Below are 22088 nucleotides of genomic sequence, written 5' to 3'. Positions count from 1 at the left end.
GGTCCTATTGCTGCCAGCTCTTCACCAGCTCGTCGTAGTTGATGGTGACCGGCTTTTCCTTCTCGTTCTCGATCTTGAGCTGAGGAGCGAGATTGCCCTTCTTGACCGCGTCCGCATTCCAGTAGGCGAGGTCATGCTCTTCGGCCATCTTCGGGCCAATATCGCCCTGGACGCCCGACTTCTCGATGCGGCTCATCACCTTTTCCTGCTCGGCGCAGAGCGAGTCCATCGCTTCCTGCGCGCTCTTGGCACCCGACGAGGCATCGCCGATCGCCTGCCACCAGAGCTGCGCCAGCTTCGGATAATCCGGCACGTTGGTGCCGGTCGGCGACCACTGGACACGCGCCGGCGAGCGGTAGAACTCGATCAAGCCGCCGAGCTTTGGCGCACGTTCGGTGAAGCTCTTGTCGTGGATCGTGCTCTCGCGGATGAAGGTCAGACCGACATGGCTCTTCTTCACGTCGACCGTCTTCGAGGTGACGAACTGCGCGTAGAGCCAGGCGGCCTTGGCGCGGTCGGTCGGCGTCGACTTCATCAGCGTCCAGGAACCGACGTCCTGATAGCCAAGCTTCATGCCGTCCTTCCAGTAGACGCCATGCGGCGACGGCGCCATGCGCCACTTCGGCGTGCCGTCGTCGTTCAGCACCGCCTTGGCGCTGGCGTCGACCATGCTAGCGGTGAAGGCAGTATACCAGAAGATCTGCTGGGCAACCGCGCCCTGCGCCGGAACTGGCCCCGATTCGGAGAAGGTCATGCCTTGGGCTTCCGCCGGTGCATAGGCCTTCAGCCAATCGAGGTACTTCTGGATGGCATAGACGGAAGCCGGACCATTGGTGTCGCCGCCGCGCGCCGTGCAGGAACCGACCGGACGCGAATTCTCGTCGACCTTGATGCCCCATTCGTCGACGGGCAGACCGTTCGGAATGCCCTTGTCGCCATTGCCGGCCATCGACAGCCAGGCGTCGGTGAACCGCCAGCCGAGCGACGGGTCCTTCTTGCCATAATCCATATGGCCGTAGACCTTCTTGCCATCGATCTCACGCCCGGTGAAGAACTCGGCGATGTCCTCATAGGCCGACCAATTGACCGGCACGCCGAGGTCGTAGCCGTATTTGGCCTTGAAGTCCGCCTTGTTCTTCTCGTCGTTGAACCAGTCGTAACGGAACCAGTAGAGGTTGGCGAACTGCTGGTCGGGAAGTTGGTAGAGTTTCTTGTCGGGCGCGGTGGTGAACGAGGTGCCGATGAAGTCCTTCAGGTCGAGGTTCGGGTTGGTGACATCCTTGCCGTCGCCCGCCATCCAGTCGGTCAGGTTGCGCACTTGCTGGTAACGCCAGTGCGTGCCGATCAGATCGGAATCGTTGACCCAGCCGTCATAGAGGTTCTGGCCGGTCTGCATCTGGGTCTGGATCTTCTCGACGACGTCGCCTTCCTGGATGACGTCATGCGTAACCTTGATGCCGGTGATGGCCGTAAAGGCCGGCGCCAGGACCTGCGATTCATACTGATGCGTGGCGATGGTTTCGGAAACCACCTTGATATCCATGCCGGCGAAAGGTTTCGCGGCATCGATGAACCATTGCATCTCGGCTTCCTGGTCGGCGCGCGAAAGCGTCGAAAGGGGCCCGATTTCCTTATCGAGGAAGGTCTTGGCCTCGTCCATTCCGGCATAGGCATTGCTTGCCCCGAGCAACAGGACAAGCGCAGTTGTTGATGTCAAGAATTGCCGTCGCATGTATTTCCTCCACTGTTAAAGTTCAAAGTGCGATCTGGATCGGCGGCCGGCACGCCGCCGTTCCAACAGTTTCCCCCTCTATACGTAGCGGAACACGCCGACAGCGTAGACCACGGAGAGAGCGAGAGCCCACCACAGATTGGGTCCGACTAGACCCAGCCAAGCGAGATGGATAAAGGCGCTGCCAAGCAGCGACAGGAACAGGCGGTCGCCACGCGTCGTTTCGAACCGCAGCACGCCGACGCGCGGATTGCCGCCCGGCGAGACGTATTCCCACACCGCCATGCCGCAAAGCAGCAGAAAGATGGTTCCAAAGAAGGCCGCGGTCGGCCACGTCCAGGCCATCCACGAAAAATCGAGGTTGGACGAGAGGTTAAATCCCCACAGGCGGATATTAGCCGGATCGCTGAAGCCTACCGTTATTGCCACGAAATCGATTTGAAGTGCCACCCAGGCCACGACGACCAGGGCGAGAAGCAGCACGGCCCACCACCATGGGCTTCTGTCGACCTGCTCCATCATACCCTCCCCAGGGCAAAGCCCTTGGCGATGTAGTTGCGCACAAACCAGATGACGAGCGCGCCGGGAATCAGCGTCAGCACGCCGGCTGCGGCGAGCAGCCCCCAATCCATGCCGGCGGCCGAAACGGTGCGGGTCATGGTCGCGGCGATCGGCTTGGCATCGGTTGTCGTCAGCGTACGGGCGATCAAGAGCTCCACCCACGAGAACATGAAGCAGAAGAAGCACGCCACGCCGATGCCGCTCGCAATCAGCGGCATGAAGATCTTGATGAAGAAGCGCGGGAACGAATAGCCGTCGATATAGGCGGTCTCGTCGATCTCCTTGGGTACGCCCGACATGAAGCCTTCGAGGATCCACACCGCCAGCGGCACGTTGAACAGGCAATGCGCCAGAGCCACGGCGATGTGGGTGTCGATAAGGCCGAAGGCCGAATAAAGCTGGAAGAATGGCAGCGCGAACACCGCCGGCGGCGCCATGCGGTTGGTCAGCAGCCAGAAGAACAGATGCTTGTCGCCGAGGAAGCGATAGCGCGAAAAGGCATAGGCAGCAGGCAGTGCCGCAGCCACCGAAATCACCATGTTCATAACCACATAGGTGATCGAGTTGATGTAGCCAGAGTACCAGGACGCGTCGGTGAAGATGGTGCGGTAATTCGCCAATGTCGGTGCGTGCGGGTAGAGCGTCAGCGACGAGACGATCTCGCCATTGGTCTTGAAGCTCATATTGATGAGCCAGTAGATCGGCAAAAGCAGAACGATGATGTAGAGCGTCGGCACGATCCACCACCAGCGCGACTCCTCGCCGCGACGGCGCATCAGCCGTGCGATCTCGTCCTGCCGTAGCGGGCTGGCAAGCCCTTCCGAAGCTGTCGTCTCGCTCACTCTGTCGGCTCTTTCGTCAGCGCGGCTCATCTCAGCGCTCCGCGTCGTAATTGGTCATCACGGTGTAGAACACCCATGACAACAACAGGACGATAAGGAAGTAGACCAGCGACATCGCCGCCGCCGGGCCGAGGTCGAACTGGCCGAGCGCCGTCTTGACGAGATCGATCGAAAGAAAGGTCGTCGAGTTGCCGGGTCCGCCGCCGGTCACCACGAACGGTTCGGTGTAGATCATGAAGCTATCCATAAAGCGCAGCAGCACGGCGATCAGCAGCACGCGGTTCATCTTCGGCAGCTGGATGTAACGGAACACCGCCCAGCGCGAGGCACCGTCGATCTTGGCCGCCTGATAAAAGGCATCCGGGATCGAGACCAGGCCGGCATAGCAGAGCAGAACGACGAGGCTGGTCCAATGCCAGACGTCCATGATGATGACCGTGACCCAGGCGTCATATGGGTCTTGCACATAATTATAGTCGATGCCGAGCGCGTTGACGTAATAGCCGAGCAGGCCAATGTCGTTGCGCCCGAACACCTGCCAGATGGTGCCGACGACGTTCCACGGGATCAGCAGCGGCAACGCCATCAAAACAAGGCAAACAGGCACGCCCCAACCCTTCTTCGGCATATTGAGCGCAATGAAGATGCCGAGCGGCACTTCGATCGCCAGGATGATGAAGGAGAAGACAAGGTTGCGGATCATCGCCTGCCAGAAGCGGCTGGAGGAAAGCAGTTCCTCGAACCATTCCGTGCCGGCCCAGAAGAAGACGTTATTGCCGAAAGTGTCCTGCACCGAATAATTGACGACCGTCATCAGCGGTATGACCGCCGAGAACGCCACCAGCAGCAGCACCGGCAGCACCAGGAACCAGGCTCTGTTGTTCCAGGTCTTTTCCACTTCAGGCTCCCATCTCGACGCGCCAGGAATCGGCATAGATGTTGATGCCGGCCGGGTCGAACCGCACCTTCGGATCAGCCGGAACTGTCTCGTCCTCGCCGATGACGGCGGCGATCTCGCGTCCTTCGAGATTGGCACGGACCACCTTGTGGCGGCCGACGTCCTCGACCTTGCTGACCCGGACGGCCATGCCCTGGCTGCCCAGGCGCACATATTCGGGACGGATGCCGAGCTCGATGGCGCCGCCGCCCGCCTTGGGCACGCCCGGCAGTTCGATCTGCTGCGAGCCCAGCTTCGCTGTCTTGCCGTCGATCGCCACCGGCATGACATTCATGCCGGGCGAGCCGATGAAATAGCCGACAAAGGTGTGGCGCGGGCGCTCGAACAGCTCCGCCGGTGTGCCGATCTGCACGATTTCGCCGTCATACATGACGACCACCCTGTCGGCGAAGGTCAAGGCCTCGGTCTGGTCGTGCGTGACATAGACCATGGTGTAGCCGAAGCGGCGGTGAAGCTGCTTCAACTGCGAGCGCAGCACCCATTTCATATGCGGGTCGATGACGGTCAAAGGCTCGTCGAACAGGATGGCATTGACGTCGGAGCGCACCAGCCCGCGTCCGAGCGAGATTTTCTGCTTCTGGTCGGCGGTCAGTCCGCGCGCCTTTCGTTTGGCCATATCGGCCAGCCCGGTCATCTCCAGCGTCTCGCGCACCTTGCGGTCGACGTCGGCCTCCGGCACGCCGCGATTGCGCAGCGGGAACGCCAGATTGTCGTAGACGGTCATCGTGTCGTAGATCACCGGGAACTGGAAGACCTGGGCAATGTTGCGCTCTTGGGTCGACAGATTGGTCACGTCCCTGCCGTTGAACAGCAGCTGGCCATGCGAGGGATGCAGCAATCCCGAAATGATGTTGAGCAGCGTGGTCTTGCCGCAGCCGGATGGGCCGAGCAGCGCATAAGCGCCGCCATCCTCGAACGTGTGGTGCACTTCCTTCAGCGCGAAATCGGCATCCGTGCGCGGGTTCTGCAGATAGGAGTGGCGGATATGATTGACATCGATGCGCGCCATCGCTTCCTCCTAAGCCGCCAGCTTCGGCGCGGCCACGGCGCGGCCGTGCTCGTCGAAGACCATGATGTGGCGCGGGTCGATGAACACCTCGACCTCCTCGTCCGGCTCGAAGTCGCGAATGCCGTGGGTCAGCATGACCCAGCGCGCATCGGCAAAATCGAGATGGATGAAGCTTTCCGATCCGGTGATCTCAGTGATCGTCACCTTTGCGCGCACCGGCACTGCGGCGGCGTTGGGCCGTTCGAGGGACAGATGATGCGGCTGGAAGCCGATCGTATAGATCGCATCGGCAATGCCGAAGAGTTCCGCCGGCACCGGCAATTTCACGCCGCCCTCGAGCAGGAAATCCAGGCCCTTCTTGGCAAGCACGATGGTGTTGAGCGGCGGATCGGCGAAGGTTCTCGCCGTCACCAGATCGACCGGTTTGCGGAACACTTCGATGGTCGGCCCGAACTGGGTGATGCTGCCCTCGGAAAGCGTTGCCGTGTTGCCGCCGAGCAGCAAGGCCTCGTGCGGCTCGGTCGTGGCATAAACAAAGATTGTACCGGCGGCCGCGAAGACTTTCGGCAGTTCCGCGCGTAATTCTTCACGCAGCTTGTAGTCGAGATTGGCGAGCGGCTCGTCGAGCAGCACGAGGCTGGCATTCTTGACGATGGCGCGGGCCAGCGCGGTGCGCTGCTGCTGGCCGCCCGACAGACTGAGAGGCGTCCGGTCGAGATAGGGCGTTAGTTTGAGAAGGGCGGCGGCATTGCGCACCTCCCTGTCGATCGTTGCCTGATCCGTGCCGGCCACCCGCAGCGGTGAGGCGATGTTTTCGTAGACCGTCATCGCCGGATAATTGATGAATTGCTGGTAGACCATGGCGACGTTGCGCCTTTGCACCGGCATGCCGGTGACATCCTTGCCATCGAACCAGACCGAGCCCGAGGTCGGCACGTCGAGGCCCGCCATCAGCCGCATCAGGCTGGTCTTGCCGGAGAGCGTCGGCCCGAGCAGGACGTTGAGCGAGCCGTGCTGAAGCGTCAGCGAGACGTCGCGGATATGTTCCGCCGCACCCACCGTCTTCGTCACGTTTCTCAGTTCAAGCATGATGCCTCCTCCCAGGCTTTCTGCATCAGTCGGCCGTTCCTATTCGGCAGCCGCTACGTGCTGCCGGCTTATTCCGCGCATGAACTCGTCGAGCACTGCCGCCTGCTCACGGCTGAGACGCAGGCCGCGCTTGGTCCGGCGCCACAATACATCCTCGGCAGTCATCGCCCATTCGTTTTCGACGAGGTAGCGCACCTCGGCTTCGTAGAGATCGGGGCCGAAGTTGCGGCCAAGATCGACGTTCGACTTGGCGAGGCCCAGCAGCTTCCTTGCGCGGGTGCCGTAGAGCCGGGTCAACCGGCGGGCCAGCCGGGCGTCGAGGAACGGGTACGCCGTTTTCAGTTTCGCCACCTCGGCATCGAAGCCGGTGACGGGAAAGTCACCGCCGGGCAGCGGCGCGTTTGCCGTCCATGGTTTGCCGCGCTTGCCGAGAAAACCCTCGATCTTCTCGAGCATCGATTCCGACAATCGGCGGTAGGTCGTGATCTTGCCGCCAAAGGCGTTGACGATCGGGGCGGCACCCTCGCCTCCATCGGCCTTCAGCACATAGTCTCGGGTGGCTTCCTGCGCCTTTGAGGCGCCATCGTCGTAGAGCGGTCGCACCGCGGAATAGGTCCAGACGATATCCGACGGCTTGACCGGCTGCGCGAAATATTCGCTTGCCGCAGCGCAGAGATAGTCGATCTCGGCGTCATTGATCCTGACGTTGTGCGGATCGCCGGGATAGTCACGGTCGGTGGTGCCGATGAGCGTGAATTCGTCCTCGTAAGGAATGGCGAAAATGATGCGCCCGTCCTTGTTCTGAAAGAAATAGGCGCGTGGGTCGTCGAATTTCTTGCCCACGACGATATGGCTGCCTTGTACGAGGCGGACATTGTGCACGTCGTTCAAGCCGACGGTGGCCGACAGCACCTGATCGACCCACGGGCCGGCGGCATTGACCAGCAGCCGCGCCTTGACCTCCTCGGTATGGCCGGTCCGCACATTTTCAAGCCTGACCGTCCAGAGATTGCCTTCGCGGCGTGCGCTGACGACCTTTGTTCGGGTTCGAATGGTTGCGCCGCGCTCGGCAGCGTCGCGGGCGTTCAACACAACCAGCCGGGCATCGTTGACCCAACTGTCCGAATATTCGAACGCCTTTCGAAACAGCGGTTTCAGCGGCTTGCCGGCCGGATCCTTGGCCATGTCCAGCGTTTTCGTCGGCGGCAGCAATTTGCGCCCGCCAATATGGTCGTAGAGGAAAAGCCCGAGCCGGATGAGCCAGGCCGGACGCAGTCCCTTGGCGTATGGCAGCACGAAGCGCATCGGCCAGATGATATGCGGCGCGTTCCTCCACAGGACCTCGCGTTCCATCAGCGCTTCGCGCACCAGACGGAATTCGTAGAATTCGAGATAGCGCAAGCCGCCGTGGATCAGTTTGGTCGAGCCGGAAGAGGTCCCGCTGGCCAGATCGTTCATCTCGGCAAGAAAAACCGAAAAGCCACGTCCAACGGCATCGCGGGCGATGCCGCAGCCATTGATGCCGCCACCGATGACGAAAATGTCATGAATCGGTGATGCGCTCAAAGAATCCTCCCTCGATTTCGCATTGCAGCATTTTTGGGTTCTTGCGAAACCGTAGAGGAATTATTTCGAAATGATAACGAATGTCAAACGAAATATGATAGGCGGAAGATGCCGCTACGGCATCTCTAGGAGAGCGACGTTTCGATCAGCTGAACTTCTGCCTCCTGGCAGATCTTACGCACCGACGGGATGTCGCAACGATCGGTGATAAAGGTGTTGACCTGCGACAGATGGCCGATGCGGACGGGCGCGGTGCGCTCGAATTTGGTCTGGTCCGACACCAGGATCACATGTCGGGCGTTGGCGATGATCGCCTGAGCCACCTTCACCTCGCGAAAATCGAAGTCGAGCAGTGCGCCGTCATGGTCGATGGCCGAGGCGCCGATCACCGCAAAATCGACCTTGAACTGCCTGATGAAATCGACCGCGGCCTCGCCGACCACACCGCCGTCGGAACCGCGCACGACACCGCCGGCGATCACCACCTCGATCGAAGGATATATGCGCATCCTGTTGGCAACATTGATGTTATTGGTGATGACCATCAGGCCGCTGTGATCGAGCAGCGACTTGCTGACAGCTTCCGTCGTTGTCCCGATATTGATGAACAGAGACGCGTTGTCGGGGATCAGCCGGGCTGCTGCGCGGCCGATCGCCTCCTTCTCCTCGGCGGCGATCTTGCGCCGAGCCTCATATTCCATGTTCTCGATGCCGGAGGGGAACAATGCCCCGCCATGGATGCGGGACAAAAGCCGCTGGTCGCAGAGATCGTTGAGATCCTTGCGGATCGTCTGCGGCGTCACGTTGAAATGCGTCGCCAGCTCCTCGACCAGTACGCGGCCATGGTCCTTGGCCATCTGGATGATTTCGGAATGACGCGGCGACAGATACATCTAGCAACCTCTCATTTTCGTTTTTCTCGTCTATAGCTGAAAACGAAAGCCATGAACAGCTATGGGCCGGCTAATGAAAATCGGGCGACTGCAGAGAGAAAAGCTCCGGCGCAATCTCGACGAGGGTATCAACTCAGCCCCCGCGCGATCTCAGTGATGACCTCGAAAGCAGTATCGACGTCCGCCGCAGTCGTTTCGAACTGCCCGACCTGAAAGCGGATCGCCACCTGCCCGTCCACCCGGGTCTGCGTCAGGTAAATGCGGCCGTCATCGTTGATCGCGCTGACCAACCGCAAATTGCGCTCGTCAGAGTCGATGGCCGCAGCCGCGAGATGGCGGAATGAGAATAGCGACAGCATCGGTTCCGTGACGATCTCGAAATCCGGTTCCCGAGCCAGCCGCGCGGCGAGGCTCTCGCTCCAGGCGACATGGTTGCGGATCATGGTCCGCAGATTTTCCAAGCCATGCGCACGCAGCAGGAACCAAAGTTTCAACGCGCGGAATCTTCGGCCGAGCGGCACCGACCATTCGGAGTAGTTGATGACCCCGTCGCGGCCATGCGTCTTGAGGAATTCGGGCTTGATCGCCAGCGTGCGGACCAGGTCTTCCGGCTGGCGGATGAACTGCATCGAGCAATCGAACTGTGCCCCCAACCATTTATGCGGGTTGAAGACGATGGAATCGGCATTTTCGGCGCCGGTCCAGAAATGCCGGAACTCGGGGCAGATCATGGCGGAGCCGGCCCATGCGGCATCGACATGCAGGTAGAGCCCGTGCCGCTTCGCCACCTCGGCAACAGCCGCCACATTGTCGGTGCCGCCGGTACTTGTGCCGCCGACGCTGGCGATGATGCCCGCCGGCAGCATGCCGTTTTCGCGGTCGGTAACGATCGCGGCTTCCAGAGCCGCCGTCTGCATGGCGCGGAAGCGTCCGGCGACCGGAATGCGCACGAGGTTCGCCTCGCCGATGCCCGACACCCAGATCGCCCGGTCGATAGAAGTATGGACTTGGTCGGAAGAATAGATCCGCACGACCGGCTGCCCCTGCAAGCCGTTCTTGTTGCCTTGCCAGTCGAGCGCGCGCTCGCGCATGGTCAGCACGGCGGCAAGCGTCGCCGACGAAGCCGAATCCTGCATGACGCCGGAGAATCCCTCCGGCAAACCAAGCGCCTGCCGCATCCAGTCGACGACACGCGTCTCGAGCTCGGTTGCCGCCGGCGAGGTCTGCCAGAGCATGCATTGCGCGGCCATCGCGGAAACCAGATACTCGGCCACGACGGAGACCGGTGCCGCATTGGCCGGGAAATAGGCGAAGAAACGCGGATGCTGCCAGTGCGTCATGCCAGGCAGGATCTTTTGTTCGAAATCGGCGAAGATTGCCTGCATCGTTTCACCGTCTTCCGGCGGCGCGGCATCGACGCTTTTGAAGATTTCGCCCGGCTCGACAAGCGGCCGCACCGGTCTCTCGCGAAGGCTGTTTCTGTAGTCGACGCCCCATTCAGCCGCTCGCAGCGACCACTCGCGGAATTCGTTGCTATTCATCTTCTTCGCCTCCGTGGCGCCTCATCGAGCCGCGATCAAAGAGCACGAAAAACGAAGGTTTTCATTCGGGAAAATCAGGCAGACTGGCAAAGGCGGTCTTCAGCGCATTCGACCAGCTATCCGAGATCGTACGATAATATTGATCGTCCTGGGTTATTCGCTTTTTGAGGCCGACCTTGAACGTGTCCTTTTCATAGAACAGCAGGTCGAGCGGCAGGCCGACCGACAGGTTCGACTTCAGCGTCGAGTCGAACGACACCAGCAGCAACTTCACCGTCTCGGCGAAACTCATCGTCCTTTCATAAGCGCGGATAATGATAGGCTTGCCGTATTTGGTCTCACCGATCTGGAAGAACGGCGTGTCGTCGGTCGATTCGATGAAATTGCCTTCCGGATAGATCATGAACAGGCGCGGCGCGCTGCCCTTGATCTGACCGCCGAGGATGAAGGAGGCGTTGAAGTAGGAATCCGCCTTTTCGCCCGCCGGCGATGAACTGGCGATGACCTCCTTGACGGTGTCTCCGACCAACCGGACTGTCTGGTACATGGAGGGCGTTTCGAGCAGTGTGGCACGGCGCTCCGCCACTGCCTTGGTGCGTTCGTCGAGCAGGCTGACCACGGCCTGCGTCGTCGCCAGATTGCCGGCCGACATCAAAACGATGACGCGCTCGCCCGGCTCTTCCCAGACATGCATCTTCCTGAAGGTCGAGATCGAATCCATGCCGGCGTTGGTGCGCGTGTCCGACATGAACACGAGCCCGCGATCGATCTTCAGGCCGACGCAATAGGTCATCGAATCTCTTTGGCAACAATCTTGCCGGGGATTACTGCTCCACGGTGACGGTGACCGCAAGCTGTTCTTCCGCCTGTCCCAGCCGAATTCCAGATACCGGCGTGGCGTCGCGATAATCGCGGCCGGTCGCCACCTTCACATAACGCTCGTCCGGAGAAATGCCGTTGGCGACATCGAAGGCGACCCAGCCGAGGCCCGAGACATGCGCCTCGGCCCAGGCGTGGCTTGCCGCCTGCTCGATGGCCGCATCCATCATCAGGTAGCCGCTGATATAGCGGGCCGGAAAATCCATGGCACGCGCCGCGGCAACGAAGATGTGGCTGTGATCCTGGCAAACGCCGGTCTTGAGCGCCAGGGCCTCTTCGGCCGGCGTCGTCACGTTGGTGGTGTCCGGCGTATAAGCGACGCGCTCGCCGATCACCGCCATCAACCGGTGCAGCCTTTCGATGTCGGTACCCTTGCCGACCGAGGCAGCAAGCTCGCGAATGCCGCTGCCGATCGTCGTCAGCGGCGTTTCCTGGCCGAACAGCCAGAGCGGCGCGAAACCCTGGTGCGGTCCGCAGACGCCAGCGGTGTCGCGCGTCACCACTTCGCCGGCTGCTTCGACGGTGATGAAGTCGCGCTCGCCCTCGACGCTCAACAGCCGGGTATCGTTGCCGAAATGATCGGTGAAGCGCACTTCTTCGCGTGCGCCTTCGATCTTCAGCGCCCAGGACAGTACCGTCTGGGTGCGCCCGTTCACCGGGAGCAGCCGCAAACGCTGCAACAGATAGTGCACCGGCGCATCGTAGCGGTATTCGGTTCGGTGGGTGATCTTCAGCCGCATCGCTCTCGTCCCTGGAGCATGAGCTTTTCCGAAAACCGATCTCCGCTTTTTGGGGTCATGCTCAATAGAACCTGTAATCCTGCGCGATCTCGTCGCCGAGCCTGGTGTTGTCGCGGATGAAATTGGCCAGAAATTCGTGCAGGCCGGCGTCGAAAATATCCTTGATCGACCCGGCCGTCAGCATGGCCTGGGTCTTGGCAGCCGTTGCATGACAGGCGTGGCGCTCCCCATAGTCGTCACCCAGGAATTTGAGATGCTCCGTCAGGAAGCGGTAGCAAAAGGTCAGCGAGCGCGGCATGCGGACGTTGAGGATCAGATAATCGGCGATGTTGCTCGGCTTGTAGTCGGCATCATAGACCCAGCGATAGGAACGGTGCGCCGACACCGAGCGCAGGATCGATTCCCACTGGTAGTTGTCGAGCGTCGAGCCGACCCAGGAGATCGACGGCAACAGCACGTAGTATTTCACATCCAGGATGCGCGCGGTGTTGTCGGCGCGTTCGACATACGTGCCGAGCTGCGAGAAATCGAAAATCTCGTTGCGCAGCATCGTGCCGTAGAACGAGCCGCGGATCAGCGCCGTCTCGCGCTTGATTGCGTCGAGCGCGTTGGGCAGGTCGCGCTCGTCGATCGGCTTGGCCAGCATCCGCTTCAGCGACATCCAGGCTTCGTTGATGCTTTCCCAGGTTTCACGCGTCAATGCCGTGCGCACCATGCGGGCATTGTTACGGGCCGTTTCGATAGACGACATCGTGCTCGACGGGTTCGATGTGTCGCGCAGCAGATAGTCGGCGACATTGGCGGCGGTGTAGTCGGAATATTTCTGCGTGAAGCTGGCGTCTGAACCGGCGCTGAGCAGCACCGAATTCCACTCCTCCGAAGCGTTCTGGGTACGAGTCAGCGCCATGCGCAGGCCGGCATCCACCAATCGCGCCATGTTTTCCGCCCGCTCGATGTAGCGGTTCATCCAGTAGAGCCCGTTGGCGGTGCGGCCGAGAAGCATGTCAGGCGGTCCTGTGGTGAATAGTGAAAGGTGAATGGTGAATGGTGACTATCCAGATTCCAGGGCACGATCCCGCGCGCTTCACTTCAGGGCATTTCACCAACATCAACGACCCATATCCTTACCTATTCACTATTCACTATTCACTATTCACTATTCACTATTCACTATTCACTATTCACTATTCACTATTCACTACTCGCTACTTCCACTCTAATCATCCAACACCCACGTATCCTTCGTGCCCCCGCCTTGCGAGGAATTGACGACCAGCGAGCCTTCCTTGAGCGCTACTCGGGTCAGCCCGCCGGGCACGATCTGGATACGGTCGGAAACCAGCACATAGGGGCGCAGATCGACATGGCGCGGCGCCAGCCCCTTGTCCGTCAGGATCGGACAGGTCGACAGCGCCAGCGTCGGCTGGGCGATGTAGTTCGACGGTTTTGCCGCGAGCTTTTTGGAAAACTCCTCGCATTCCTTCTTGGTCGCCGCCGGACCGACCAGCATGCCGTAACCGCCGGAGCCGTGGACTTCCTTGATCACCAATTCGTCGATGTGTTCGAGCACGTATTTCAGGCTGTCCGGCTCCGAGCAGCGCCAGGTCGGGATGTTGCCGAGCATCGCCTTGCGGCCGGTGTAGAATTCGACGATCTCGGGCATGTACGAATAGATCGCCTTGTCGTCGGCGATGCCGGTTCCCGGCGCATTGGCGATCGTGATGTTGCCGGCGCGGTAGACGTCCATAATGCCCGGCACGCCAAGTGCCGAGTCGGGGCGGAAGGTCAGCGGATCGAGGAACGAGTCGTCGACACGCCGGTAAAGCACGTCGATCTGCTTGTAGCCCTCGGTGGTGCGCATCGCGACATGGCCATCGACGACGCGCAGATCCTGCCCCTCGACAAGCTGCACGCCCATCTGGTCGGCAAGGAAAGCATGTTCGAAATAGGCTGAGTTGAAGCTGCCCGGCGTCAGCACGGCAATGGTCGGCGCGCCCTTGGTGCTTTGCGGCCGCACTGCCGCCAGCGACTGGCGCAAGAGCTGCGGGTAATTCTCAACCGGCCGCACCTTGATCTGCTGGAACAACTCGGGGAAGAGCTGCATCATCGTCTCGCGATTCTCCAGCATGTAGGAGACGCCGGACGGCGTGCGCGCGTTGTCCTCCAGCACGTAGAACTCGTTCTCGCTAATGCGTACGATGTCGACGCCGATAATGTGGGTATAGACGCCGGCCGGCGGCCGCACCCCGATCATCTCGGGCAGGAACGCCTCGTTCTTGGCGATCAACTCCTTCGGCACCCGGCCGGCGCGCAAGATCTCCTGGCGATGGTAGATGTCGTCGAGAAAGGCGTTCAGCGCCTGGACGCGCTGCTCGATGCCTTGCGTCAGCCGTCGCCATTCATTGCCCGAAATGATGCGCGGAACGATGTCGAAGGGTATCAGCCGCTCCGATGCTTCCTGCTCGCCGTAGACGGCGAAAGTGATGCCTGTCTTGCGAAAGACGCGTTCGGCGTCCTGCATCTTCTCGCTAAGTCTGGCCGGGTCCTGTTCCTTCAGCCAGCGATCGTAAGCCGAATACGGTTTTCTCAGCCCGGAAACTTCCGGAAGCATTTCATCGAACGCTGCCAATCGCATACTCCCCTGTGGCGCCATTTCACTGGCCTCGCTGGAGAAAATCAAGCGCAATCGGTGATTTGTTGGGCGCCGGCGATCAGTATATCGCACTTGCCTAAAATTAAGGCAGCACCAATAGGGCCTTGATCAGGCTTTGCCTGGTGTCCGGGCAGATGCCGGATGCGGATCAAAAAGCGCGAAAGGTGACGACCGTGAACGTGTCCTTGATGCCCGGGAGAATCTGCACTTTCTCGTTGACGAAGTGGCCGATGTCTTCCTCGTCGTCGACATAGAATTTGGCGAGCAGGTCGTAGTTTCCGGCTGTCGAGTAGATTTCCGAAGCAATCTCGGCATCGGCCAGGGCGCTGGCAACGTCGTAGGCCTTGCCCAGATCGCACTTTATCTGCACGAAAAATGCCTTCATTGCCTGGTCCTGCTCACATCGCACGCTCTAGGTATAATCGAGCGGCCCTTGTGGCAGACTGCCGTTCGCCTTTCAAGCATCGGCAATCGCTCAGGCTGTTCTCGCCTCGACAATGCTTCTCGGCTCGGACACGGACTGCCACGCCGAATGTTTGCGCTCGGCTGAAACCCTGAAGCACTGCAAAGCGTATGGTATCATGTACCTTCAGGCAGCGATTTCTCAGGGACAACGGAGACAGGCCATGCGCCGCGCGTTTTTCGCATTCGCAGTCGTTCCATTCATTTTCGCATCCCAGGCCTTTGCTGGCGACGCCGAAGTCAAAGCGGCGCAGACGGTCATCGATGGGCAGTTGAGGGCCTTCATCGCCAATGACGGAATGACGGCCTACAGCTTTGCCGCACCGAATGTGAAACGCATCTTTCCGACCGTCGATACCTTCATGAACATGGTGACAAAAGGCTATCCGCCGGTGCGCCAACCGCAGACCTACTCCTTCGGCAAGGTTCGCGAGACGAGCCCGACGTCGATCATCCAGCAAGTGCTGATCGTCGGCCCGGATGGCAAGGACTACGAGGCGGTCTACACGCTCGAACTACAGCCTGACGGCAGCTTTCGGATCACCGGCTGCAGCCTGCGTGCGTCCACGTCGCTCAGCACCTAAAGGGGTGTTTCAATCCTGTCGCCGGTAGAGCGTCCAGCTCAGGCCTGAAAACCCCCAATGCCTCGACGCATCGGCCCGTTCATACGCCAGACCGCATGCGGCCGTCGGTTCGACATGTTCGGCTTGGTTGTCCACGTCCCCCTCGAGGACCAGCCAGGTGGGCCGTTCGGTGCACATCCCGTCGTCTGGAACCAGCAATGCCCGACGATCCATTCGCGCCGCAAAATAGTTGACGACAATGGGGGTGCGGAAATTACCGTCGCTGGCATAGGTGGTTGCGCCGTTCCTGGTCATTTCATCAACGATAGCGGCGTAGGAGCCGCGTCCATATTGATAGAACTGAAGCAGCGACGAAATGCTTCCAGTCACCACGATCGCCAGCGCTCCCATCGCAAGTAGCCTTGCAGTCCCGCGAGCATCCAGGCCGCGGCCAATCATCTCGCCGGCCCACAGCAGCAGCAATGTTCCGCTGATGATGAAATAGCGTGGGAACTCGAGGTTGGGCAGATGCGCCGCCGCCATGAGCAAAGGCAGTCCGATAATCCCGATGGCATAAAGGCTGGCTCGACGACCGCGCCAGACACCGGCGGAGAGGCCGACAAGACCGCAGGCGGCAACGATGTAGGGCCTGTCGCCGAACCAGGGTGGCAGCCCGAACAGAGAGCGGATCATCCCGCCATAGCCCTGCGCGAAGGCGGCAATCGAGAACGGCGAAACACCACCGACACTGAAGCCGAACAGCCTGCAGCCGACAAACACGCCGACAGCCAGCGGCAGCACGGCAAGCAAGCCCGGCAGGAAGATCGACGCCAGGTCCGCAACGACACGGCCGACCTTCGCCGTACGCTGCCAGGCGAGCCAGGCGGTCCATATTGCGAGGACCGCCACCAATCCGATCATGGTGAGGTGGCACAGGAAGCCGAAAAGGATCGCCGCTGCCAAGGCCACGCCAGACCACCGTCTACTGTCGAGCCGGCGCTCCAGAAAAACGACCGACAGCAGCGTGAACAGCACAAGGCCGGCATAGCCGCGCGCCTCCGAGCCGTAATGGATCATTGGGTAGCTCACGGCAAATAACAGGCTTGTGGCAATCATCGCCTGTCGTCCGCGCGATGCGGCGCTCGCTGCCGCCGCACCGATCGTGGCAACACCTAATGCTATCGACAGACCTCGCTGGATCAGCGGCGAAGCATCGGGGCCAATGAGATAGAGATAGACCGAGTTGAGGAAATGATTGTTGTCGTGATTGACGCGCCAGAATATCTGGTCGATCGAGGTAAGCGGCTCGATCAGCGCAAAGCTCCAGATCTCGTCCAGCCAAAGGTCGCCGCGCGCGCCAAGCAAGCGCAAGACCAGGCCGGTCACTGCGATCGCCAGAATGGCAAGCAACGACCCAGCCGTCCATCGCTGAACCGCGATGGGGGTCGAAGGCGAAGGCTCGGCGATGCCGTTCGTCCGCACCGTCGTGCCAAGAACTGAAACTTGCCCCGAAACGAACAGGTTCTTGATCCTCGCCCGATGTCGTCCGGCAATGCTTATTAGGCAGTCGTTTCAAAACAGTTCATGGCAGGGGCAACTCCTCCCTGGAGCCGGATTCCTGGCGAGCATGCCTACCGGACGGCGAGGTCACCGTTTGCCCATTGCTGCGTGATGATCTCGGCTTGTTCGGCGAACCTGCCAGCCTCGATCGCTTCACGAATGTCGCGCATCAGCTGCTGGTAATAGGACAGATTGTTCCAGGTCAGGAGCATCGCCCCAAGCGCCTCTTGCGAGCGCACCAGATGGTGCAAATAGGCCCGCGAATAGTCGCGTGCGGCCGGGCAGTCGCTTTCCTCATCGAGCGGACGCGGATCGTCGGCATGGCGGGCGTTGCGCAGATTGACCTTGCCGCGCCGTGTGTATGCAAGGCCGTGGCGCCCCGCCCGCGTCGGCATCACGCAGTCGAACATGTCGATGCCGCGCGCCACCGACTTCAAAATGTCGTCCGGGGTGCCGACGCCCATCAGGTAGCGCGGCCGGTCAGCCGGCAGCTCCGGGCAAGTGATGTCGAGCATCTCCAGCATCACCGCTTGCGGCTCGCCGACAGCCAGCCCGCCGATCGCATAGCCCTTCAGCTCCATTGCCTTCAGCGCCTGCGCCGAGCGCAGCCGCAGATCCGGCACGTCGCCGCCTTGCACAATGCCGAACATCGCCTTGCCGGGCTGCTCGCCGAATGCCGTCTTGCAACGCTCGGCCCAACGCAACGACAACTCCATGGCACGCTCGATCTCGTTCTGCTTGGCCGGCAGCGCCGTGCATTCGTCGAGCTGCATCTGGATGTCGGAATCGAGCAGCCCCTGGATCTCTATCGAACGCTCCGGCGACATCTCGTAGGCGCCGCCGTCGATATGCGAACGGAAGGTAACGCCGTTCTCGGTCAGTTTCCGCAGCTTCGACAGCGACATCACCTGGAAGCCGCCGCTGTCGGTCAGGATTGGATGCTGCCAGCGGGCGAATTCATGCAGGCCGCCGAGCCGCGCCACGCGCTCGGCGCCGGGTCTTAGCATCAGGTGGTAGGTGTTGCCGAGGATAATGTCCGAGCCGACGCCGCGCACCTGATCCATATACATGGCCTTCACCGTGCCGCCGGTACCGACCGGCATGAAGGCAGGCGTGCGGATTTCCCCGCGCGGCATGGTGATTGCACCACGCCGCGCCCTGCCGTCGGTCGCCAGCACCTTGAAGGTGAATGCGTCAGTCATCGAATTCCCTAGCCATCGAGTCCTTGTCGAATACCGGCGCGTCCGGGGCCTGCTTGTCGAGTGATTGCCGGTAGCGGATGCAGCCGCGCATGAATTTCGGCCACGGCGGCACGGCAATCGCCGGCTCGGTCTTTTCGGGCAAAAGTGACCAGAGGTCGGGATGATGCCAGCACAGATCATGGCCGGTGGCGTCGCGGTGTTGGCGGATGCCGGCGCGCAGTTTCCTGACCTCGGCGATCAAGGCTTCGCGGTCGAAGGTTTCCAGGTCATCGTCCATCGGTATCCTCCCTGAACAGAAGACTTGCATCTCCATAGGAATAAAACCTGTAGCGGTTCTCGATCGCATGCGCATAGGCCGCGCGCATCGTCTGCAAACCGCAGAAGGCCGAAACCAGCATGAACAGCGTCGAACGCGGCAGATGGAAATTGGTCATCAGCATGTCTGCGGTCTTGAAGCGATAGCCGGGCGTGATGAAGATGTCTGTCGGGCCTGACCATGCGGCCAGCCTGCCGTCCTCGCCGGCCGCGCTCTCCAACAAGCGCAGCGATGTCGTGCCGACGGCGATAATGCGCCCTCCTTTTGCCTTCGCCGCATTCAGCGCTTCGGCGGTTTCCGGGCTGACCGAACCGGTTTCGGCGTGCATCTTGTGGTCGGCGGTGTCGTCCGCCTTCACCGGCAGGAACGTACCGGCGCCGACATGCAGCGTGACGAAACGGCGCTCTATGCCCTTGGCGTCGAGCGTCGCAAACAGCTCCGGCGTGAAATGCAGCCCTGCCGTCGGCGCGGCCACGGCGCCCTCCTCCTTGGCATAAATGGTCTGGTAATCGCTGCGGTCGCGTTCGTCGTCGTCACGCTTGGAAGCGATGTAGGGCGGTAGCGGGATGTGGCCGACGGCATGCAGCGCCTCGTCGAGGAACGGACCTGACAGGTCGAAGCCGAGCAGCACCTCGCCACCTTCTCCCTTCTCGATCACGGTCGCATCGAGTTGGCCGAGAAAGCAGGAATTGGCGTCATGACCGAAATGGATGCGATCGCCGGCGGCGATGCGCTTGCCCGGACGCATGAAGGCGAGCCAGCGGTCGGGCGCCATCCGCATATGCAGCGTGGCTTCGACCTGCGCCGCCGCCTCGCCGCGCCGCCTGATGCCCTTCAATTGTGCCGGAATGACCTTGGTGTCGTTGAAGACCAGCAGATCACCGGCCTTGAGCAGGGCCGGCAGGTCGCGCACTGTCCGGTCCTCGAGCCCCTCACCCGGCCTGACCACCAGCATCCTGGCACTGTCGCGCGGCTCGGCTGGGCGAAGCGCGATGCGCTCCTCCGGCAGATCGAAGTCGAAAAGGTCGACGCGCAAGAGATCCCCGCCTCAAGGTTCCGGGCAGGTCACCGCCCAGGCGCCAACACCGTCTATGCTCAATGTGCCGCCCATCGCGAAACTGGACTGCTCGCTGGCCTTGACCAGCCGCAATCTGGCGACGATCGAGCTGATGCCTTCGTCGGTGAGGTCGATAAGCATACGCTCGTCGTCTTCGAATGCCTGTCCAACGATGACTTTCGTTGAGCCTGGCTGTCCGTCCGTGGTCCATGTCTTGCCGCCGGCATCCAGCCACACACGCGCCACCGCAATGACGGCCGTGTGTCCCATCAAAACATCAATCGATGCCGCGCCGCCGTCGGCGCTGCAGACGATCGATTCCGTCGCCAGCGCCGGAGTGGCCGCCGCGACGAGCACAAATGCGATGGCCGCGACAGCCCGGCCGGTCATTTCACGTCGGCCGCGACCTTGAGCGACACGATCTTGTCAGGATCCTGCACCGGTTCGCCGCGCTTGATCTTGTCGACGTTGTCCATGCCTTCGACGACCTGGCCCCATACCGTGTACTGGCGGTTGAGGAAGGCGGCATCGTCGAAGCAGATGAAGAACTGCGAATTGGCCGAATTCGGGTTCTGCGAGCGCGCCATCGAGCAGGTGCCGCGGCCGTGGTTGGCGTTGGAGAACTCGGCCTTCAGATCGGGTTTGTCGGAACCGCCAGTGCCGGCGCGCGATGGCGCGAAAGACGGCTTGTTGGAATTGCCGAACTTCACGTCGCCGGTCTGCGCCATGAAGCCGTCGATGACGCGGTGGAAGACCACGCCGTCATAGGCGCCTTCGCGCGCCAGCTCCTTGATACGGCCGACATGGCCGGGCGCCAGATCTGGAAACAATTCGATGACGACCTTGCCCTTGGTCGTGTCCATGATAAGCGCGTTCTCGCGGTCCTTGATTTCGGCCATGTCAGAAATATCCTTTTGAACAATTGGGGTTACTTGCCGTCCGCGGCGATGCGCACCTTGATCATGCGATCGGGGTCGGTCACCGTCCCGTTCTGCGCCTCGTCGCCTTTCTTGATGTGGTCCACCAGCTCCATGCCGCCGACGACATTGCCAACGATGGTGTACTGGCCATCGAGCGGCGGTGCCGGCGCGAACATGATGAAGAATTGCGAATTGGCGGAATTCGGATCGTCGGAGCGGGCCATGCCGACCACGCCGCGCTGGTAGTGCTCGGTGCCGGAGAATTCGGCCGGCAGGTCAGGAAGATCGGAGCCGCCGGTGCCGACAGCGTCGGCATTGAAGCCGCTCTTCATGTTGCCGAACTTGACGTCGCCGGTCTGCGCCATGAAGCCGTCGATGACGCGGTGAAAGGCGACGTTGTCGTAGGCGCCCTGGCGCACCAGCTTTTTGATCTGCGCGACGTGCTTCGGCGCAAGGTCGGGCCTCAGCGCGATGGTCACGTCGCCGTCCTTCAGCGTTACGATCATGGTGTTTTCCGGATCGGCGGCAAAGGCCGACACGGATGCGGTCACAAGACCGGCAAGCACGGCAAGCAAGAAGGCAAGCTTTTTCAGCTGCATGGGATCTTTCTCCGAATATCTTCGTTCATGCATGTCGTTACCCAAAGCCGGGTTCCACTTTTGGGTGACATGCATTTATTTCGCGAATTTGGCGGTGAGCGCGCCGGCCACGGCCGCCGGCACGAAGGGGCGGATGTCGCCTCCCATCGAAGCTATCTGGCGCACAAGTGTGGCGGTAATGGTGCGCACTGAAGGGCTGGCGGGCAGGAACACGGTCTGCAGCTCCGGCGCCATGGTCTCGTTCATGCCGGCCATCTGCATCTCATAGTCAAGATCGGTGCCGTCGCGCAGGCCGCGGATGATGATCGAGGCGCCATGCTTCCTGGCCGCATCGATGACCAACCCGTCGAAGGCGACTACTTTGATACGCGCACCGTCGCTGCCGAATTCCGCCTTCGCGGCCGTTTCGATCAGGCCAACCCGTTCCTCGAAGGAAAACAACGGCTTCTTGCCGGGATGGATGCCGATCGCCGCATAGATTGTATCCGCCACGGCCAGCGACGCCTTCAGCACGTCGAGATGGCCGTTGGTCAGCGGGTCGAAAGAGCCGGCATAAAGGGCGATGCGTTCGGTCATGGCAGGTGCTTCTAGCGAGCCTCTCCCCTAAAGGCAAATCCGATCGCCAGCCCGCCCCGTGAACCTTTTGGCCGACGTGAACGACAGATGAATGTGCCGCTCACAACAGCTTCACGAAGTGTTCACTAAGTTGCCGCTGCAGAAGATGAAACCAAACACCCATCTAATCGTTGTTAGGCGCAGGAGAACACGCACATGCTGATCTACATCCTCGCCACCGCAATGACCGTCGCCATGCTGATCGCTACCGTATTCGGGTTGCATCAGGAAGCACAGCGCGTCCGCGCCAAGGCCAATACCAAGCGGTTCGAAGGCTTCGGCAACCGCAAGCCTTATCGCCACTTCTAGATTGCGGGTGTCTTCACACGCC

24 protein-coding genes are annotated in these 22088 nt (G+C 61.0%); 2 read left to right on the top strand and 22 right to left on the bottom strand.

Annotated features, from left to right (window positions below; all coding sequences use genetic code 11):
* Nucleotides 1-4: 4 nt before the first annotated feature.
* The 14 genes from NKK47_RS02750 to NKK47_RS02685 form a co-directional block, all read right to left on the bottom strand.
* On the bottom strand, nucleotides 5-1732 hold the full coding sequence (locus tag NKK47_RS02750) for an ABC transporter substrate-binding protein (protein WP_352455724.1): 1728 nt from the start codon (nucleotides 1730-1732) through the stop codon (nucleotides 5-7).
* 78 nt (nucleotides 1733-1810) lie between these two features.
* The gene (locus tag NKK47_RS02745; RefSeq protein ID WP_031193610.1) at nucleotides 1811-2077 is read right to left on the bottom strand and encodes a DUF2160 domain-containing protein; all 267 of its coding nucleotides are present in this window, start codon (nucleotides 2075-2077) and stop codon (nucleotides 1811-1813) included.
* 173 nt (nucleotides 2078-2250) lie between these two features.
* Nucleotides 2251-3165 (bottom strand): carbohydrate ABC transporter permease, encoded by a 915-nt coding sequence (locus NKK47_RS02740; protein WP_352455723.1) that lies wholly within the window; start codon nucleotides 3163-3165, stop codon nucleotides 2251-2253.
* 1 nt (nucleotide 3166) lies between these two features.
* On the bottom strand, nucleotides 3167-4033 hold the full coding sequence (locus NKK47_RS02735) for a carbohydrate ABC transporter permease (protein ID WP_023674893.1): 867 nt from the start codon (nucleotides 4031-4033) through the stop codon (nucleotides 3167-3169).
* A 1-nt stretch (nucleotide 4034) separates the two neighbouring features.
* A complete protein-coding gene (locus NKK47_RS02730) occupies nucleotides 4035-5102 on the bottom strand; it encodes an ABC transporter ATP-binding protein (protein WP_352455722.1) in 1068 nt (355 codons plus the stop codon).
* Between the two features lie 9 nt (nucleotides 5103-5111).
* Nucleotides 5112-6191, bottom strand: coding sequence for an ABC transporter ATP-binding protein (locus tag NKK47_RS02725; RefSeq protein ID WP_352575008.1), 1080 nt, complete (start codon nucleotides 6189-6191; stop codon nucleotides 5112-5114).
* Nucleotides 6192-6230: 39 nt separating this feature from the next.
* On the bottom strand, nucleotides 6231-7757 hold the full coding sequence (gene glpD, locus NKK47_RS02720; protein ID WP_352575006.1) for a glycerol-3-phosphate dehydrogenase: 1527 nt from the start codon (nucleotides 7755-7757) through the stop codon (nucleotides 6231-6233).
* Nucleotides 7758-7882: 125 nt separating this feature from the next.
* On the bottom strand, nucleotides 7883-8650 hold the full coding sequence (locus NKK47_RS02715; RefSeq protein WP_023674889.1) for a DeoR/GlpR family DNA-binding transcription regulator: 768 nt from the start codon (nucleotides 8648-8650) through the stop codon (nucleotides 7883-7885).
* A 128-nt stretch (nucleotides 8651-8778) separates the two neighbouring features.
* On the bottom strand, nucleotides 8779-10191 hold the full coding sequence (locus NKK47_RS02710; protein ID WP_352455719.1) for a pyridoxal phosphate-dependent decarboxylase family protein: 1413 nt from the start codon (nucleotides 10189-10191) through the stop codon (nucleotides 8779-8781).
* Between the two features lie 61 nt (nucleotides 10192-10252).
* Nucleotides 10253-10984 carry a proteasome-type protease gene (locus tag NKK47_RS02705; RefSeq protein WP_254817354.1) on the bottom strand — a complete coding sequence of 244 codons (732 nt, stop codon included), beginning with the start codon at nucleotides 10982-10984 and terminating at the stop codon, nucleotides 10253-10255.
* 31 nt (nucleotides 10985-11015) lie between these two features.
* Nucleotides 11016-11810 carry a transglutaminase family protein gene (locus tag NKK47_RS02700; RefSeq protein ID WP_352455718.1) on the bottom strand — a complete coding sequence of 265 codons (795 nt, stop codon included), beginning with the start codon at nucleotides 11808-11810 and terminating at the stop codon, nucleotides 11016-11018.
* Between the two features lie 61 nt (nucleotides 11811-11871).
* On the bottom strand, nucleotides 11872-12813 hold the full coding sequence (locus tag NKK47_RS02695) for an alpha-E domain-containing protein (protein ID WP_023674885.1): 942 nt from the start codon (nucleotides 12811-12813) through the stop codon (nucleotides 11872-11874).
* A gap of 213 nt (nucleotides 12814-13026) precedes the next feature.
* Nucleotides 13027-14439, bottom strand: coding sequence for a circularly permuted type 2 ATP-grasp protein (locus NKK47_RS02690; protein WP_352455717.1), 1413 nt, complete (start codon nucleotides 14437-14439; stop codon nucleotides 13027-13029).
* Between the two features lie 172 nt (nucleotides 14440-14611).
* Nucleotides 14612-14848, bottom strand: a complete 237-nt coding sequence (locus NKK47_RS02685) for an Lrp/AsnC ligand binding domain-containing protein (protein WP_023674883.1) — start codon at nucleotides 14846-14848, stop codon at nucleotides 14612-14614.
* Between the two features lie 241 nt (nucleotides 14849-15089).
* Between NKK47_RS02685 and NKK47_RS02680 the strand changes: the two genes are divergently transcribed.
* Nucleotides 15090-15509: a DUF4864 domain-containing protein gene (locus tag NKK47_RS02680; RefSeq protein WP_352455762.1), complete on the top strand. Its 420-nt coding sequence runs from the start codon at nucleotides 15090-15092 to the stop codon at nucleotides 15507-15509.
* 9 nt (nucleotides 15510-15518) lie between these two features.
* Here NKK47_RS02680 and NKK47_RS02675 read toward each other — a convergent pair whose 3' ends face one another.
* The 8 genes from NKK47_RS02675 to coaD all read right to left on the bottom strand — a co-directional run bounded on the left by NKK47_RS02675 (nucleotide 15519) and on the right by coaD (nucleotide 21718).
* Nucleotides 15519-16898 carry a glycosyltransferase family protein gene (locus NKK47_RS02675; RefSeq protein WP_352455716.1) on the bottom strand — a complete coding sequence of 460 codons (1380 nt, stop codon included), beginning with the start codon at nucleotides 16896-16898 and terminating at the stop codon, nucleotides 15519-15521.
* A 221-nt stretch (nucleotides 16899-17119) separates the two neighbouring features.
* The gene (gene tgt, locus NKK47_RS02670) at nucleotides 17120-18250 is read right to left on the bottom strand and encodes a tRNA guanosine(34) transglycosylase Tgt (protein ID WP_023674880.1); all 1131 of its coding nucleotides are present in this window, start codon (nucleotides 18248-18250) and stop codon (nucleotides 17120-17122) included.
* The gene (locus tag NKK47_RS02665; RefSeq protein WP_352455715.1) at nucleotides 18243-18527 is read right to left on the bottom strand and encodes a hypothetical protein; all 285 of its coding nucleotides are present in this window, start codon (nucleotides 18525-18527) and stop codon (nucleotides 18243-18245) included. The genes tgt and NKK47_RS02665 overlap by 8 nt, the downstream gene beginning before the upstream one ends.
* Nucleotides 18517-19602: a tRNA preQ1(34) S-adenosylmethionine ribosyltransferase-isomerase QueA gene (queA, locus tag NKK47_RS02660; protein ID WP_352455714.1), complete on the bottom strand. Its 1086-nt coding sequence runs from the start codon at nucleotides 19600-19602 to the stop codon at nucleotides 18517-18519. The genes NKK47_RS02665 and queA overlap by 11 nt, the downstream gene beginning before the upstream one ends.
* Nucleotides 19603-19614: 12 nt before the next feature.
* Nucleotides 19615-20013 (bottom strand): hypothetical protein, encoded by a 399-nt coding sequence (locus NKK47_RS02655; RefSeq protein ID WP_352455713.1) that lies wholly within the window; start codon nucleotides 20011-20013, stop codon nucleotides 19615-19617.
* On the bottom strand, nucleotides 20010-20522 hold the full coding sequence (locus tag NKK47_RS02650; RefSeq protein WP_352455712.1) for a peptidylprolyl isomerase: 513 nt from the start codon (nucleotides 20520-20522) through the stop codon (nucleotides 20010-20012). The genes NKK47_RS02655 and NKK47_RS02650 overlap by 4 nt, the downstream gene beginning before the upstream one ends.
* A 29-nt stretch (nucleotides 20523-20551) precedes the next feature.
* Entirely contained in the window at nucleotides 20552-21142 is a 591-nt protein-coding gene (locus NKK47_RS02645) for a peptidylprolyl isomerase (RefSeq protein ID WP_502903576.1), read from the bottom strand.
* Nucleotides 21143-21217: 75 nt separating this feature from the next.
* Nucleotides 21218-21718: a pantetheine-phosphate adenylyltransferase gene (gene coaD / locus NKK47_RS02640; protein ID WP_023674874.1), complete on the bottom strand. Its 501-nt coding sequence runs from the start codon at nucleotides 21716-21718 to the stop codon at nucleotides 21218-21220.
* Between the two features lie 195 nt (nucleotides 21719-21913).
* Here coaD and NKK47_RS02635 point away from each other — a divergent pair, with 195 nt between their 5' ends.
* Nucleotides 21914-22066 (top strand): hypothetical protein, encoded by a 153-nt coding sequence (locus tag NKK47_RS02635; RefSeq protein ID WP_352455711.1) that lies wholly within the window; start codon nucleotides 21914-21916, stop codon nucleotides 22064-22066.
* The last annotated feature ends 22 nt before the right edge of the window (nucleotides 22067-22088 follow it).

Origin of the sequence: Mesorhizobium sp. M0019, assembly GCF_040323975.1 — a bacterium.
Classification (GTDB): domain Bacteria; phylum Pseudomonadota; class Alphaproteobacteria; order Rhizobiales; family Rhizobiaceae; genus Mesorhizobium.
Note: the sequence above shows the minus strand (reverse complement) of the source record. Positions and strands in the feature narration are given on the sequence as shown.

Coding starts and splice junctions, on each gene's coding strand:
- NKK47_RS02740 (WP_352455723.1), bottom strand. CDS start 3,165: ATGAGCCGCGCTGACGAAAGAGCCGACAGAGTGAGCGAGACGACAGCT.
- NKK47_RS02725 (WP_352575008.1), bottom strand. CDS start 6,191: ATGCTTGAACTGAGAAACGTGACGAAGACGGTGGGTGCGGCGGAACAT.
- NKK47_RS02705 (WP_254817354.1), bottom strand. CDS start 10,984: ATGACCTATTGCGTCGGCCTGAAGATCGATCGCGGGCTCGTGTTCATG.
- NKK47_RS02650 (WP_352455712.1), bottom strand. CDS start 20,522: ATGGCCGAAATCAAGGACCGCGAGAACGCGCTTATCATGGACACGACC.
- NKK47_RS02695 (WP_023674885.1), bottom strand. CDS start 12,813: ATGCTTCTCGGCCGCACCGCCAACGGGCTCTACTGGATGAACCGCTAC.
- NKK47_RS02715 (WP_023674889.1), bottom strand. CDS start 8,650: ATGTATCTGTCGCCGCGTCATTCCGAAATCATCCAGATGGCCAAGGAC.
- NKK47_RS02685 (WP_023674883.1), bottom strand. CDS start 14,848: ATGAAGGCATTTTTCGTGCAGATAAAGTGCGATCTGGGCAAGGCCTAC.
- NKK47_RS02700 (WP_352455718.1), bottom strand. CDS start 11,810: ATGCGGCTGAAGATCACCCACCGAACCGAATACCGCTACGATGCGCCG.
- NKK47_RS02710 (WP_352455719.1), bottom strand. CDS start 10,191: ATGAATAGCAACGAATTCCGCGAGTGGTCGCTGCGAGCGGCTGAATGG.
- coaD (WP_023674874.1), bottom strand. CDS start 21,718: ATGACCGAACGCATCGCCCTTTATGCCGGCTCTTTCGACCCGCTGACC.
- NKK47_RS02645 (WP_502903576.1), bottom strand. CDS start 21,142: ATGCAGCTGAAAAAGCTTGCCTTCTTGCTTGCCGTGCTTGCCGGTCTT.
- NKK47_RS02680 (WP_352455762.1), top strand. CDS start 15,090: ATGCGCCGCGCGTTTTTCGCATTCGCAGTCGTTCCATTCATTTTCGCA.
- NKK47_RS02745 (WP_031193610.1), bottom strand. CDS start 2,077: ATGGCCTGGACGTGGCCGACCGCGGCCTTCTTTGGAACCATCTTTCTG.
- NKK47_RS02730 (WP_352455722.1), bottom strand. CDS start 5,102: ATGGCGCGCATCGATGTCAATCATATCCGCCACTCCTATCTGCAGAAC.
- NKK47_RS02655 (WP_352455713.1), bottom strand. CDS start 20,013: ATGACCGGCCGGGCTGTCGCGGCCATCGCATTTGTGCTCGTCGCGGCG.
- NKK47_RS02665 (WP_352455715.1), bottom strand. CDS start 18,527: ATGGACGATGACCTGGAAACCTTCGACCGCGAAGCCTTGATCGCCGAG.
- tgt (WP_023674880.1), bottom strand. CDS start 18,250: ATGACTGACGCATTCACCTTCAAGGTGCTGGCGACCGACGGCAGGGCG.
- NKK47_RS02635 (WP_352455711.1), top strand. CDS start 21,914: ATGCTGATCTACATCCTCGCCACCGCAATGACCGTCGCCATGCTGATC.
- NKK47_RS02750 (WP_352455724.1), bottom strand. CDS start 1,732: ATGCGACGGCAATTCTTGACATCAACAACTGCGCTTGTCCTGTTGCTC.